Consider the following 13217-nt stretch of genomic DNA (forward strand, 5'->3'; position numbering starts at 1 on the left):
TAGTCTTACGGCAAACTGCGGTTTTTGTTATATTTTCGCTGCTCCGTCGGGAAAAAATAAAGAGAGAATCAACATGAAATGGCTATGTTCTGTAGGTGTCGCGGTGAGTCTGGCGTTGCAGCCCGCGTTGGCGGACACTCTGTTTGGTAACCATCCACTGACGCCAGAAGCGCGGGATGCCTTCGTTACCGATTTACTTAAACAGATGACCGTGGATGAGAAAATTGGGCAACTTCGTTTGATAAGCGTCGGGCCTGATAACCCGAAAGAAGCCATCCGCGAGATGATCAAAGACGGGCAGGTTGGGGCAATTTTTAACACCGTCACGCGCCAGGATATCCGCAAAATGCAGGATCAGGTGATGGAACTTAGCCGCCTGAAAATTCCTCTCTTTTTTGCCTACGACGTATTACACGGCCAGCGTACCGTGTTCCCGATAAGCCTCGGTCTGGCATCCTCCTTTAATCTCGATGCGGTCAGAACCGTGGGGCGGGTTTCCGCCTATGAAGCTGCCGATGATGGTCTGAATATGACCTGGGCGCCGATGGTCGATGTCTCACGCGATCCTCGCTGGGGGCGCGCCTCGGAAGGGTTTGGTGAAGATACCTATTTGACCGCCACGATGGGCAAAACCATGGTGGAAGCGATGCAGGGGAAAAGCCCGGCAGACAGGTATTCGGTAATGACCAGCGTCAAGCACTTCGCCGCATATGGCGCGGTTGAAGGTGGGAAGGAATACAACACCGTCGATATGAGCCCGCAGCGTCTGTTCAATGATTATATGCCACCGTACAAAGCCGGGCTGGACGCCGGTAGCGGTGCGGTAATGGTGGGTCTTAATTCGCTGAACGGTACACCGGCGACGTCGGATGCCTGGCTGTTAAAAGACGTGCTGCGCGATGAGTGGGGCTTTAAGGGCATCACCGTTTCCGATCACGGTGCGATTAAGGAACTGATTAAGCACGGTGCCGCTGCCGATCCTGAGGACGCGGTGCGCGTGGCGATCAAGTCCGGTATCAACATGAGTATGAGCGATGAGTATTACAGCAAATACCTGCCGGGGTTGATTAAGTCAGGCAAAGTGACGATGGCGGAGCTGGACGACGCCGCGCGTCATGTGCTGAACGTAAAATATGATATGGGGCTGTTTAACGATCCGTACAGCCATCTGGGGGCTAAAGAGTCTGACCCACAGGACACCAACGCGGAAAGCCGTTTGCATCGCAAAGAGGCGCGTGAAGTGGCGCGTGAAAGCCTGGTGCTGCTGAAAAACCGTTTGGAAACCTTGCCGCTGAAAAAATCCGCCACCGTAGCAGTCGTCGGTCCGCTGGCCGATAGCAAGCGTGATGTTATGGGCAGTTGGTCCGCTGCCGGTGTTGCCGAACAGTCAGTAACAGTGCTGACGGGAATTAAAAATGCCCTCGGCGAGCAGGGGAAAGTGGTGTACGCCAAAGGGGCGAATATCACCAACGACAAAGGCATTGTCGATTTCCTCAACCTGTATGAAGAGGCAGTGAAGGTTGATCCTCGCTCGCCGCAGGCGATGATCGATGAAGCCGTGAACGCCGCGAAGCAGTCTGACGTGGTGGTTGCGGTGGTCGGCGAAGCGCAGGGCATGGCGCATGAAGCCTCCAGCCGCACCGATATCACTATTCCACAGAGTCAGCGTGACCTGATTGCCGCCCTCAAAGCAACGGGTAAACCGCTGGTTCTGGTGCTGATGAACGGACGTCCGTTGGCGTTGGTTAAAGAAGATCAACAGGCCGATGCGATCCTCGAAACCTGGTTTGCCGGGACTGAAGGCGGTAACGCCATCGCCGATGTGCTGTTTGGCGATTACAACCCGTCAGGTAAGCTGCCGATGTCTTTCCCGCGCTCTGTCGGACAGATCCCGGTCTATTACAGCCATCTTAATACTGGACGCCCGTATAATGCGGAAAAGCCGAACAAGTACACATCGCGCTACTTTGATGAAGCGAATGGTCCGTTGTATCCCTTTGGCTATGGCCTGAGCTACACCACGTTCACGGTTTCTGATGTGAAGCTTTCTTCTCCAACGATGAAACGTGACGGGACCGTGACGGCCAGCGTGCAGGTGACCAACACCGGGAAGCGCGAAGGTGCGACGGTGATTCAGATGTATTTACAGGACGTGACCGCTTCCATGAGTCGTCCGGTAAAACAGCTGAAAGGTTTTGAGAAAGTGAATCTTAAGCCGGGCGAAACCCAGACAGTCAGCTTCCCGATCGACATTGAAGCGCTGAAGTTCTGGAATCAGCGTATGCAATACGATGCAGAACCGGGCAAGTTTAACGTCTTTATCGGCGTGGATTCCGCCAGAGTGAAGCAGGGCGAGTTTGAACTGCTGTAATTAATAACGCCACGCATCATGCCTGATGGATACACTTATCGGGCCTGCAAAATCAGATCATCCGGCAAATTCACTTTGGGTTTGCCGGATTTTTTTATTTTATGATCGCCTTACCGAGAATATCTCTCAGCGTTATTACCCAATTGCCAGGTTAATGCCTGATTTTTCGACTATGCTTTTTCCTCAAGTCTCTGAAAGGAGCCGTAAAAGAATGAGGAGAGCTGCATGATAATCTCAAAAGTTTGGGTGGGTTCGCTGGCGTTGTTAGCGGTGGTGAGCATGCCCTTACAGGCCGCGTCACCCGTCACGGTCGGTTCAAAAATAGATACCGAAGGCGCGCTGCTCGGCAATATTATTTTGCAGGTGCTCGAAAGCCATGGCGTGAAAACCGTCAATAAAGTGCAGCTGGGGACTACTCCGGTGGTGCGTGGGGCAATTACCTCTGGTGAGCTGGATATTTATCCGGAATACACCGGCAATGGGGCATTCTTTTTTAAAGATGAAAATGATCCGGCGTGGAAAAATGCCAGCGCTGGTTATGAAAAAGTGAAAAAGCTGGACGCTGAGAAAAATAAACTGGTCTGGCTAACGCCTGCCCCCGCCAACAACACGTGGACCATTGCGGTACGTCAGGATGTCGCGCAAAAGAACAAACTTGAGTCCCTTGCTGATTTAGGCCGCTACCTGAAAGAGGGAGGGACGTTCAAACTTGCCGCCTCTGCGGAATTCATCGAGCGGGCTGACGCGCTGCCTGCGTTTGAAAAAGCCTATGATTTTAAACTGAATCAGAATCAGCTGCTGTCGCTGGCGGGAGGGGATACCGCGGTGACGATTAAAGCAGCGGCGCAGCAGACCTCAGGGGTCAATGCGGCGATGGCCTATGGCACCGATGGTCCGGTTGCGGCGTTGGGTTTGCAAACATTGAGCGATCCAAAAGGCGTCCAGCCCATTTATGCGCCAGCGCCCGTCGTGCGTGAATCGGTGCTGAAGGACTACCCGCAAATGGGAGAATGGCTGCAACCGGTATTTGCCAGCCTGGATGAAAAAACGTTGCAACAGCTGAATGCCAGCATTGCCGTGGAGGGACTGGATGCGAAAAAAGTCGCATCAGATTACCTGAAGCAAAAAGGATGGGTTAAGTAACGGCGTCTGCAGCGGGTGGGTGTTTTGTCGAATTTTTCAGTCAATCGGGTGCTGTTGCTGCTGGTGCTTCTTACTTTCGCGGCGGCAGCGCTTCCTTTTATTAGCTATGCTCCCAATCGCCTGGTGTCCGGCGAAGGTCGTCAACTCTGGGATATCAGCTCCTACACGACATGGGGATTGGCGGTGGCGTGTTTGCTGCTGTGTGTGTTGAGCGTTGTACCGGGAAGGTCCGGCAATATATTGGCGCTTATCGTTTGCCAACTGTTGGTGATTGCCGCGCTGGTAACCGCAGGTACAACGGCAACGTATCTGGCGAAGACGGGTAGTCCGCTGGCCAGAACCAGCCTGGGCAGCGGGTTCTGGTTAGGCGTGGGGCTGATGCTGCTGGCCGCCAGTGACGCTATTCGTCGCATCACCGCTAAGGCGCTGTGGCGTTGGGTGCTGCATGCGCAAATATTCATTGTGCCGCTGGTGCTTTTGTTCTCCGGCACGCTTAACGATCTTTCTCTGCTTAAAGAGTATGCCAACCGTCAGGACGTCTTTAACGATGCGCTGGCGCAACATTTGACGATTCTGTTCGCAACCGTGGTGCCCGCGTTGCTTATTGGCGTGCCGCTGGGCGTCTGGTGTGCTTTTTCCGTCGCCCGCCAGGGGCCAGTTTTCGCACTACTGAACATCATCCAGACCATTCCCTCCGTCGCGCTGTTTGGCCTGTTAATTGCGCCGCTGGCCGGGCTGGTGAAGCACTTTCCCGTATTGGGCTCGCTCGGTGTTGCCGGAACCGGTCTGACGCCTGCGCTTATTGCGTTGGTGTTGTATGCGCTGTTACCGCTGGTTCGTGGCGTCGTTGCTGGCCTGAATCAGGTTCCGCGCGATGTGCTGGAAAGCGCCCGGGCGATGGGGATGAGCACGCGTCAGCGGTTTATCTCAGTGCAATTTCCCCTGGCGCTGCCGGTCTTCTTACGCAGTTTGCGCGTGGTGATGGTCCAGACGGTGGGGATGGCCGTGATAGCCGCGCTGATTGGCGCAGGGGGATTTGGCACCCTGGTCTTTCAGGGATTGCTCAGTAGCGCCGTTGATTTAGTGCTGTTGGGTGTGATCCCGGTTGTTGTCTTGGCAGTGTTGATTGATGCGCTGTTTGATTTAGGGCTCGCGCTGCTAAAGGTATCGAATAATGATTGAATTTCGTCACGTCAGTAAAATCTATGGTCAGCAAAAAGCCGTCGATGACCTTAACCTGCAGTTAGGGGAGGGCAGCTTTTCGGTGTTAATCGGTACGTCAGGTTCGGGGAAGTCCACCACGCTGAAGATGATTAACCGACTGGTTGAGCACGACAGTGGGCAGATCCGTTTTGCCGGAGAAGAAATTCGTAGCCTGCCGGTGCTGGAGCTAAGGCGGCGCATGGGGTACGCGATTCAGTCTATTGGTTTGTTTCCCCATTGGACCGTCGCGCAGAACATCGCCACCGTACCGCAGCTGCAAAAGTGGTCGCGCTCACGTATTGATGACCGCACAGATGAACTGATGGCCCTGCTGGGCCTTGAGGCGAATTTGCGTCACCGTTATCCGCATCAGCTTTCCGGCGGACAGCAGCAACGGGTCGGGGTTGCGCGCGCGTTGGCGGCAGATCCGCAGGTACTACTGATGGATGAGCCTTTTGGCGCGCTGGATCCTGTCACCCGTGGTGCGCTACAGCAGGAGATGACGCGTATTCACCGTTTGCTGGGGCGTACTATTGTGTTAGTGACGCATGATATCGACGAGGCGCTAAGGCTGGCTGAGCATCTGGTCCTGATGGATGCTGGAAAGGTTGTCCAGCAAGGTACACCGCTGTCGATGCTGACCGCGCCAGCGAATGATTTCGTGCAAACTTTTTTTGGCCGCAGTGAACTGGGCGTACGGCTGTTGTCGTTGCGTACGGTAGGTGATTTTATCCGTCGCGGCGAACACTCGGACGGCGAGCCGCTGGTGGATGAAATGACGCTTCGTGATGCGTTGTCGGTGTTTGTGGCGCGGGGCTGCGACGTATTGCCGGTCGTGACCACGCAGGGATTGTCCTGCGGTACGCTTCATTTTCGCGATTTGCTTTCGGAGATGCCGACCCGTGAAACGTCTTGCTGATCCGCTGCTATGGCTTATTGTCGTGTTCCTGATCCTGTTGGTGGGGTTGCCTCATAGTCAGGCCCTGTTTAGTTCGCTGTTCCCAGCGTTGCCGCGCCCCGTGTATCAGCAGGAAAGTTTTATGGCGTTGGCGCTGGCCCATTTTTCTCTGGTGGGGATCTCAAGCCTTATCGCCGTATTGATTGGCGTTGGGGCGGGTATTGCGGTAACCCGACCCTGGGGCACGGAATTCAGGCCGATAGTGGAAACCATTGCCGCCGTGGGGCAGACATTTCCTCCGGTCGCTGTGCTGGCTATCGCCGTACCGGTGATGGGGTTTGGTCCTGAGCCTGCAATTATTGCGCTGATCCTGTATGGGGTATTACCGATCTTACAGGCAACTCTGGCGGGACTTGGCGGCATTTCTTCCAGCGTGATGGATATCGCCAGTGGAATGGGCATGAGTCAGGGGCAGCGGCTGCGTAAAGTGGAGTTGCCGCTGGCGGCACCGGTTATTCTGGCGGGCATTCGCACGTCGGTCATTATTAATATTGGCACCGCAACGATAGCTTCAACCGTCGGGGCAAATACGCTGGGCACGCCGATTATCATCGGGCTTAGCGGGTTCAATACCGCCTATGTGATTCAGGGAGCGCTGCTGGTCGCGCTGGCGGCGGTAATTGTCGACCGCGGATTTGAACGATTAGCGAGCTGCCTTACCCTGCACGTAAAATGAATGTGTAACCTGCCAGCATGACACCGCCGATACCGCCGATGGCCATCAGCAGGAAGAGGGTGATGACACCGATTTTAGCTGCGTTCATTATGCACTCCTTATGTGAATCTAAGGATTGTACACTTTTGTTAATAAAATATTAAGAGCTTATCCCAGTAGGCTCTAAATACCGAGTGGATAAATATCGTGACCTAACGCGCGCCATTCGCTTAACTGTTGCTCCTGAGCGGGCGTTTGGCTTTCGCCGCACCAGATAAGTAAGGTGCGGCCTGCAAACAGCTCTGGTCGCAATTGGTTCAGTGAGTGGGCGAGGACGTCAACGCGCCATCCCTGCTGGCTGGCGACCCACCCCTCCAACCATAAGCGGGTGGTATCATGAATATTCCAGCCGACAACCAGGGCATCTTTGCCCTGTTTCTTGCGTGCCGAAGCCAGACAAATCGCGATGTAATTAATGAGGACGCCGTCGAGGATCCCCAGTAACGCCTGGAGGATCGGCTGCTGACATTGCAGACGTCGGCGTAACGGAATGAATAAATGGGTGTTGAGCGTTTGTGCGGGATAATCCTGACCACGCTCTTTGATCCACATTCTGAGGCTGTGCAGATTACTACTTTGCAAATAGCTCAACAGCGTCTCTTGTTGTTCGCGCCAGCCGTTATGCACATCAATATTTTCATTGCTGAGCAACGTTTTTACCTTACTGACCTGAACGCCATTGTTGATCCAGCGTTTTATCTCACGGATCCGGTCGATATCCGCGTCGTTGAACAGGCGATGCCCGCCATCTGTCCGCTGCGGTTTCAGTAATCCGTAACGCCTCTGCCACGCGCGTAAAGTGACAGGGTTGATATCACAAAGCAAAGCCACTTCACCTATTGTGTAAAGCGCCATCGTTGTCTCACTTATGCTTGCGAGGTCCCAGTTTTACTTTAGACGCTCTTTTGCGAACCAGGTAGTTTTGGCTGTTTTTTGATCAATAAATGGGTGGGTTTGTAGCCATGCTCGCGCTTTCGAGTGATCGTTCTCACAAATTCCTTTTTTTTTGCAACACTTCAAAGAAAGTTACGCGCAGCCCATGTATGTTACGCGCTTTTAAGTGATGTGTGGTTGGCGGGTATGTACGAGTTTAATCTGGTGTTGCTGCTGCTTCAGCAGATGTGCGTGTTTCTCGTTATCGCGTGGCTCATGAGCAAAACGCGTTTGTTTATTCCGCTGATGCAGGTGACTATCCGGTTGCCGCACAAACTGCTTTGCTACGTTACCTTTTCCATTTTCTGCATTTTGGGCACCTATTTCGGGCTGCACATTGATGACTCCATTGCGAACACTCGCGCTATTGGCGCTGTAATGGGCGGGTTGCTTGGCGGCCCGGTGGTCGGCGGTTTAGTTGGCCTGACCGGCGGTTTGCATCGTTATTCGATGGGCGGAATGACGGCACTTAGCTGCATGATTTCGACCATTGTGGAAGGTTTGCTTGGCGGGCTGGTGCATAGCGTGCTTACCCGCCGTGGCCGTACCGATAAAGTCTTCAGCCCGTTGACGGCGGGTGCCATAACTTTTGTCGCCGAACTGGTGCAGATGTTGATCATCTTATTAATCGCCCGGCCGTTTGATGATGCCTATCGACTGGTCAGCAATATCGCCGCGCCGATGATGGTGACGAATACCGTGGGCGCGGCCTTGTTTATGCGTATTTTGCTCGATAAACGAGCGATGTTTGAAAAATATACTTCGGCTTTTTCCGCCACCGCGCTCAAAGTTGCCGCCTCAACGGAAGGGATTTTGCGCCAGGGCTTCAACGAGGTTAACAGCATGAAAGTCGCTCAGGTGCTGTATGAAGAGCTGGACATCGGTGCCGTGGCGATTACCGACCGCGAGAAGCTGCTGGCGTTTACCGGTATCGGTGACGACCATCATCTGCCGGGTAAACCTATCTCTTCCTCGTACACTCAGAGGGCGATTGAAACCGGAGAGGTGGTTTATGCCGACGGCAATGAAGTCCCTTATCGCTGCTCTTTGCATCCGCAATGCAAATTAGGCTCGACGCTAGTGATCCCTTTGCGGGGAGAGAACCAGAGGGTGATGGGGACCATCAAATTGTATGAGGCCAAAAACCGTCTCTTTAGCTCGATCAACCGCACGTTGGGGGAAGGGATCGCCCAACTGCTTTCGGCGCAGATACTGGCCGGGCAGTATGAGCGGCAAAAAGCGATGCTCACGCAGTCGGAAATCAAACTACTGCATGCGCAGGTGAATCCCCATTTTCTGTTTAATGCGCTCAACACGATCAAAGCCGTGATCCGACGTGATAGCGAGCAGGCCAGCCAACTGGTGCAGTATCTGTCGACGTTCTTTCGCAAAAACTTAAAACGCCCATCGGAGATTGTGACGCTGGCCGATGAAATTGAACACGTTAACGCTTATTTGCAAATTGAAAAGGCACGGTTTCAGTCGCGCCTGCAGGTAACTTTGACGGTGCCGGATGCGCTTTCGTATCAGCAATTACCCGCCTTTACCCTACAACCTATTGTGGAGAATGCTATCAAGCACGGTACCTCTCAGCTGCTGGATACCGGGGAAGTGTCGATTACCGCCCGTCGCGAAGGACAGTATCTGATGCTGGATATTGAAGATAATGCCGGGTTGTATCAGCCAACGTCTGAGGCCAGCGGATTGGGTATGAGTCTGGTTGATAAACGACTGCGCGAGCGGTTTGGCGATGATTTTGGCATCAGCGTAGCGTGTGAACCTGACCGCTTTACCCGAATCACTTTACGACTTCCTCTGGAGGAACTGGCATGATCAAAGTGCTGATTGTCGATGACGAACCGTTAGCGCGGGAGAATCTGCGGATCCTGTTGCAAGAGCAAAGCGACATCGAGATTGTCGGCGAATGTTCGAATGCGGTGGAAGCCATCGGCGCGGTACATAAACTGCGTCCGGATGTCCTGTTCCTTGATATTCAGATGCCGCGTATCAGCGGTCTGGAAATGGTTGGCATGCTTGATCCCGAGCATCGCCCGTACATTGTTTTCCTGACCGCTTTTGATGAATATGCGGTGAAAGCATTTGAAGAACACGCGTTTGATTATCTTCTCAAGCCGATTGAAGAGGCGCGGCTGGAAAAAACGCTGAGCCGTTTGCGTCAGGAACGCACGAAACAGGATGTTTCGCTACTGCCAGAGAATCAACAGGCGCTGAAATTTATTCCGTGCAGCGGCCACAGCCGAATTTATTTACTGCAAATGGATGACGTGGCGTTTATCAGCAGCCGTATGAGTGGCGTGTATGTGACCAGCAGCGACGGCAAAGAAGGCTTTACCGAGCTTACACTCAGGACGCTGGAGAGTCGCACGCCGCTGTTGCGCTGTCATCGACAATACCTGGTGAATATGGCGCAATTACAGGAGATACGCCTGGAAGACAATGGCCAGGCCGAGTTGATTTTACGTAACGGTCTGACGGTTCCGGTAAGTCGTCGTTATCTTAAAAGTCTAAAAGAGGCGATTGGACTGTAAAACTGATACACTGCGCGCCATTGCATCACCGACAGTTGAAGGCTCTATGCTAAGTAACGATATTCTTCGTAGCCTGCGCTACACCCTGAAAGCGAACAATAACGACATGGTGCGTATTCTTGCGCTTGCTGACATGGAATCCATCTCCGCAAATTTCGATACCTGGACGACAAAAGAAGATGAAGACGGGTTTGTTCGCTGCCCGGATATCATTCTTTCCGGTTTTTTAAACGGTCTGATTTATCATCTGCGCGGCAAAGATGATTCTGCGCCGGAACTGGCGCTTGAGCGTCGTGTTAATAACAATACGGTGCTGAAAAAGCTGCGTATCGCCTTTTCGCTGAAAACCGATGATATTCTGGCGATTATGACCGAGCAGAAATTCCGTGTGTCGATGCCGGAAATTACCGCTATGATGCGCGCACCGGACCATAAGAATTATCGCGAATGCGGCGATCAGTTCCTGCGTTATTTCCTGCGTGGTTTAACGTCGCGAGAGCATAAAAAGAAAGCGTAAAGCAGCGCTGGCGACCACGTTCAAAATCGGGTCGCCGATGCTTTACTTCACTTCTTTAAAACCCGCCGATTCCATTACCGTTTGCATTTGCTTCATGCTGATGTTTTTATCGGCGTTTTCAGATAGTTTAATTCCTGAAATGGCCTGCAACGCTTTTATATCAACTTTTTCCATATCGATAGTGACATTTTCTTGCGCGTAGGTATCTGAATAGGTAAGTTTTTCTTCTATACCAGTAATGTTTTGATATTTGGTGCTTAACGCGTTGAATACTATTGCTGCTTCTTCTTTATTGCTGGCACCGACTGACGCATAGCTGATTTTACTTTCAGAGATTTGCTTCAGGACCTTATCACCTTTATACGTGTAAGAAACGGTGATATCAGAACCGTTAAGATTGGCATTGAATGTTTTCGTTTCTTCTTTATCACCACATCCCGCCAGGAAAAAAACAACAATCGACGCAACAGCGAGAGAAACAAATTTTTGCAACGCTTTCATGTAAAACTCCATTTTATGAATATCGAATACCAGTGAGAGATAGAATAAGGCGAATAGCAGTGGCTGAGCAGTCCGGAAATGGAGCAGGGGAGAATTTCAGATTAGGGGAAGAATTGATGCAATAAAAAAAAGCGCTGCGGTTGCAGCGCTTGTTGTTTCTAACTTACTTCACCTGTTGGCCTGGTTTTGCACCTTCATCCGGGCTTAACAGGAAGATATCTTTCCCACCAGGACCTGCTGCCATCACCATCCCTTCAGAAATGCCGAAGCGCATCTTACGAGGAGCCAGGTTGGCAACCATAATGGTCTGACGCCCAATCAGGGTCTGCGGATCCGGATAAGCAGAACGAATACCAGAGAAAACGTTGCGCTTCTCGCCGCCGAGATCCAGCGTCAGGCGCAGCAGTTTATCGGAACCTTCCACGAACTCTGCGTTTTCAATCAGCGCCACGCGCAGATCAACTTTGGCGAAATCGTCAAAAGTGATGGTTTCCTGAATTGGATCATCCGCCAGTGGGCCGGTTACCGGTGCGGCAGCGGCTTTCACTTCTTCTTTCGACGCCTCAACCAGCGCTTCAACTTGTTTCATGTCGATGCGGTTGTAGAGCGCCTTAAAGGTGTTGACTTTATGACCGAGCAGCGGTTGTTCGATGCCATCCCAGGTCAGTTCGCTGTTGAGGAATGCTTCGACACGTTCAGCAAGCGTCGGCAGTACCGGCTTCAGCCAGGTCATCAGGACGCGGAACAGGTTAATGCCCATGGAGCAAATTGCCTGCAGGTCGGCGTCACGGCCTTCCTGTTTAGCCACGACCCACGGAGCCTGTTCGTCAACGTAGCGGTTAGCTACGTCGGCCAGCGCCATGATTTCGCGGATTGCTTTACCGAATTCACGGTTTTCCCACGCTTCACCAATCACCACTGCAGCGTCTGTAAAGGTTTTATACAGCGCAGGATCGGCCAGTTCAGCCGCCAGCACGCCGTCAAAGCGCTTACTGATAAAGCCCGCGTTACGGGACGCCAGGTTGACCACTTTGTTGACGATATCAGCGTTGACGCGCTGGACAAAATCTTCCAGGTTCAGGTCGATATCATCAATACGTGAAGAAAGCTTCGCCGTGTAGTAGTAGCGCAGGCTGTCGGCGTCAAAGTGCTTCAGCCAGGTGCTGGCCTTAATGAAAGTGCCGCGAGATTTAGACATCTTCGCGCCGTTTACCGTCACATACCCGTGAACGAACAGGTTAGTCGGCTTACGGAAGTTACTGCCTTCCAGCATGGCAGGCCAGAACAGGCTGTGGAAGTAGACGATATCCTTACCGATGAAGTGATACAGCTCGGCGTCGGAATCCTTCTTCCAGTACTCATCAAAGCTGGTCGTGTCGCCGCGCTTGTCGCACAGGTTTTTGAACGAGCCCATATAGCCGATTGGCGCATCCAGCCAGACGTAGAAGTACTTGCCGGGCGCGTTCGGGATTTCAAAACCGAAGTACGGGGAATCGCGGGAAATATCCCACTGCTGCAGGCCGGATTCGAACCATTCCTGCATTTTGTTCGCCACTTGCTCCTGCAACGCACCGCTGCGTGTCCACGCCTGCAACATTTCGCTGAATGACGGCAGGTCAAAGAAGAAGTGTTCGGAGTCACGCATTTCCGGCGTCGCGCCAGAAACCACAGATTTCGGCTCGATAAGCTCGGTAGGGCTGTAGGTTGCGCCGCACACTTCACAGTTATCGCCGTACTGATCCGGAGATTTACATTTCGGGCAGGTGCCTTTAACGAAACGATCCGGCAGGAACATGCCTTTTTCTGGATCGTAAAGCTGGGAGATAGTACGGTTCTTAATAAAACCGTTCTCCTTCAGACGTGTGTAAATCAGCTCAGACAATTCACGGTTCTCTTCGCTGTGCGTAGAGTGGTAGTTGTCATAGCTGATGTCAAAACCCGCAAAATCAGTCTGATGCTCCTGACTCATTTCACCGATCATCTGCTCTGGCGTGACCCCAAGCTGCTGCGCTTTCAGCATGATTGGCGTACCGTGTGCGTCGTCTGCGCAGATGAAGTTAACCTGGTGGCCGCGCATTCGCTGGTAACGGACCCAGACATCAGCCTGGATGTGCTCCAGCATATGGCCGAGGTGGATAGAGCCGTTGGCGTACGGCAGCGCGCACGTTACCAGAATTTTCTTCGCGACTTGAGTCATAGTAGGCAATTACTTCTTTTGTAGTGAAAAGGGCTTTGATAGTACCAAAATGGTAATTACTGCGCCAAGCGATAAGGGCATTTATCCGTAAATGAATAATTGTTGCCGTTGGAGTAAACTAGCGGTGACT

At 52.6% G+C, this 13217-nt stretch carries 12 protein-coding genes; 8 read left to right on the plus strand and 4 right to left on the minus strand.

Features of this window, described 5'->3' with window-relative positions; genetic code table 11:
- Window positions 1–73 precede the first annotated feature (73 nt).
- From bglX to On2M_RS07515, 5 genes are all read left to right on the plus strand, one after another.
- Complete coding sequence (bglX, locus tag On2M_RS07495) at window positions 74–2371, plus strand: beta-glucosidase BglX (RefSeq protein WP_210904571.1); 2298 nt, start codon at window positions 74–76, stop codon at window positions 2369–2371.
- 225 nt (window positions 2372–2596) lie between these two features.
- The gene (locus On2M_RS07500; protein ID WP_210904572.1) at window positions 2597–3514 is read left to right on the plus strand and encodes an ABC transporter substrate-binding protein; all 918 of its coding nucleotides are present in this window, start codon (window positions 2597–2599) and stop codon (window positions 3512–3514) included.
- Between the two features lie 15 nt (window positions 3515–3529).
- Window positions 3530–4696, plus strand: coding sequence for an ABC transporter permease (locus On2M_RS07505; RefSeq protein WP_278237814.1), 1167 nt, complete (start codon window positions 3530–3532; stop codon window positions 4694–4696).
- Window positions 4689–5636 (plus strand): ABC transporter ATP-binding protein, encoded by a 948-nt coding sequence (locus On2M_RS07510; protein WP_210904573.1) that lies wholly within the window; start codon window positions 4689–4691, stop codon window positions 5634–5636. The genes On2M_RS07505 and On2M_RS07510 overlap by 8 nt, the downstream gene beginning before the upstream one ends.
- The gene (locus On2M_RS07515) at window positions 5620–6351 is read left to right on the plus strand and encodes an ABC transporter permease (RefSeq protein WP_187258709.1); all 732 of its coding nucleotides are present in this window, start codon (window positions 5620–5622) and stop codon (window positions 6349–6351) included. Before On2M_RS07510 ends, On2M_RS07515 begins: the two co-directional genes overlap by 17 nt.
- Here On2M_RS07515 and On2M_RS07520 read toward each other — a convergent pair.
- Together On2M_RS07520 and mlrA are read right to left on the minus strand one after the other, a co-directional pair.
- Entirely contained in the window at window positions 6332–6439 is a 108-nt protein-coding gene (locus tag On2M_RS07520; protein ID WP_151219811.1) for a protein YohO, read from the minus strand. The two genes, On2M_RS07515 and On2M_RS07520, sit on opposite strands and share 20 nt — an antisense overlap.
- 74 nt (window positions 6440–6513) lie before the next feature.
- Window positions 6514–7245: an HTH-type transcriptional regulator MlrA gene (mlrA, locus tag On2M_RS07525; RefSeq protein ID WP_151219810.1), complete on the minus strand. Its 732-nt coding sequence runs from the start codon at window positions 7243–7245 to the stop codon at window positions 6514–6516.
- Between the two features lie 225 nt (window positions 7246–7470).
- Between mlrA and On2M_RS07530 the strand changes: the two genes are divergently transcribed.
- Genes On2M_RS07530 through On2M_RS07540 form a run of 3 tightly spaced genes read left to right on the plus strand, consistent with a single transcriptional unit; the run spans window position 7471 to window position 10389 of the window.
- Window positions 7471–9156: a sensor histidine kinase gene (locus tag On2M_RS07530; RefSeq protein WP_151219809.1), complete on the plus strand. Its 1686-nt coding sequence runs from the start codon at window positions 7471–7473 to the stop codon at window positions 9154–9156.
- Window positions 9153–9872 (plus strand): two-component system response regulator BtsR, encoded by a 720-nt coding sequence (gene btsR / locus On2M_RS07535; protein ID WP_103770480.1) that lies wholly within the window; start codon window positions 9153–9155, stop codon window positions 9870–9872. The genes On2M_RS07530 and btsR overlap by 4 nt, the downstream gene beginning before the upstream one ends.
- 46 nt (window positions 9873–9918) lie before the next feature.
- Window positions 9919–10389, plus strand: a complete 471-nt coding sequence (locus On2M_RS07540) for a DUF1456 family protein (RefSeq protein ID WP_003027346.1) — start codon at window positions 9919–9921, stop codon at window positions 10387–10389.
- Window positions 10390–10431: 42 nt separating this feature from the next.
- Here the strand turns inward: On2M_RS07540 and On2M_RS07545 are convergent, their stop codons facing one another.
- Both On2M_RS07545 and metG read right to left on the minus strand, forming a co-directional pair.
- Window positions 10432–10890: a YehR family lipoprotein gene (locus tag On2M_RS07545; RefSeq protein ID WP_187253397.1), complete on the minus strand. Its 459-nt coding sequence runs from the start codon at window positions 10888–10890 to the stop codon at window positions 10432–10434.
- 163 nt (window positions 10891–11053) lie between these two features.
- The gene (metG, locus tag On2M_RS07550; RefSeq protein ID WP_151224718.1) at window positions 11054–13087 is read right to left on the minus strand and encodes a methionine--tRNA ligase; all 2034 of its coding nucleotides are present in this window, start codon (window positions 13085–13087) and stop codon (window positions 11054–11056) included.
- Between the last annotated feature and the right edge of the window lie 130 nt (window positions 13088–13217).

Origin of the sequence: Citrobacter sp. On2M (assembly GCF_018035235.1) — a bacterium.
Lineage (GTDB): Bacteria > Pseudomonadota > Gammaproteobacteria > Enterobacterales > Enterobacteriaceae > Citrobacter > Citrobacter meridianamericanus.

Excerpts from the sequence above, each read along its gene's own strand:
- On2M_RS07545 (WP_187253397.1), bottom strand. The coding sequence starts at position 10,890 with ATGAAAGCGTTGCAAAAATTTGTTTCTCTCGCTGTTGCGTCGATTGTT.
- bglX (WP_210904571.1), top strand. The coding sequence starts at position 74 with ATGAAATGGCTATGTTCTGTAGGTGTCGCGGTGAGTCTGGCGTTGCAG.
- On2M_RS07500 (WP_210904572.1), top strand. The coding sequence starts at position 2,597 with ATGATAATCTCAAAAGTTTGGGTGGGTTCGCTGGCGTTGTTAGCGGTG.
- mlrA (WP_151219810.1), bottom strand. The coding sequence starts at position 7,245 with ATGGCGCTTTACACAATAGGTGAAGTGGCTTTGCTTTGTGATATCAAC.
- On2M_RS07510 (WP_210904573.1), top strand. The coding sequence starts at position 4,689 with ATGATTGAATTTCGTCACGTCAGTAAAATCTATGGTCAGCAAAAAGCC.
- On2M_RS07520 (WP_151219811.1), bottom strand. The coding sequence starts at position 6,439 with ATGAACGCAGCTAAAATCGGTGTCATCACCCTCTTCCTGCTGATGGCC.
- On2M_RS07540 (WP_003027346.1), top strand. The coding sequence starts at position 9,919 with ATGCTAAGTAACGATATTCTTCGTAGCCTGCGCTACACCCTGAAAGCG.
- On2M_RS07530 (WP_151219809.1), top strand. The coding sequence starts at position 7,471 with ATGTACGAGTTTAATCTGGTGTTGCTGCTGCTTCAGCAGATGTGCGTG.
- metG (WP_151224718.1), bottom strand. The coding sequence starts at position 13,087 with ATGACTCAAGTCGCGAAGAAAATTCTGGTAACGTGCGCGCTGCCGTAC.
- btsR (WP_103770480.1), top strand. The coding sequence starts at position 9,153 with ATGATCAAAGTGCTGATTGTCGATGACGAACCGTTAGCGCGGGAGAAT.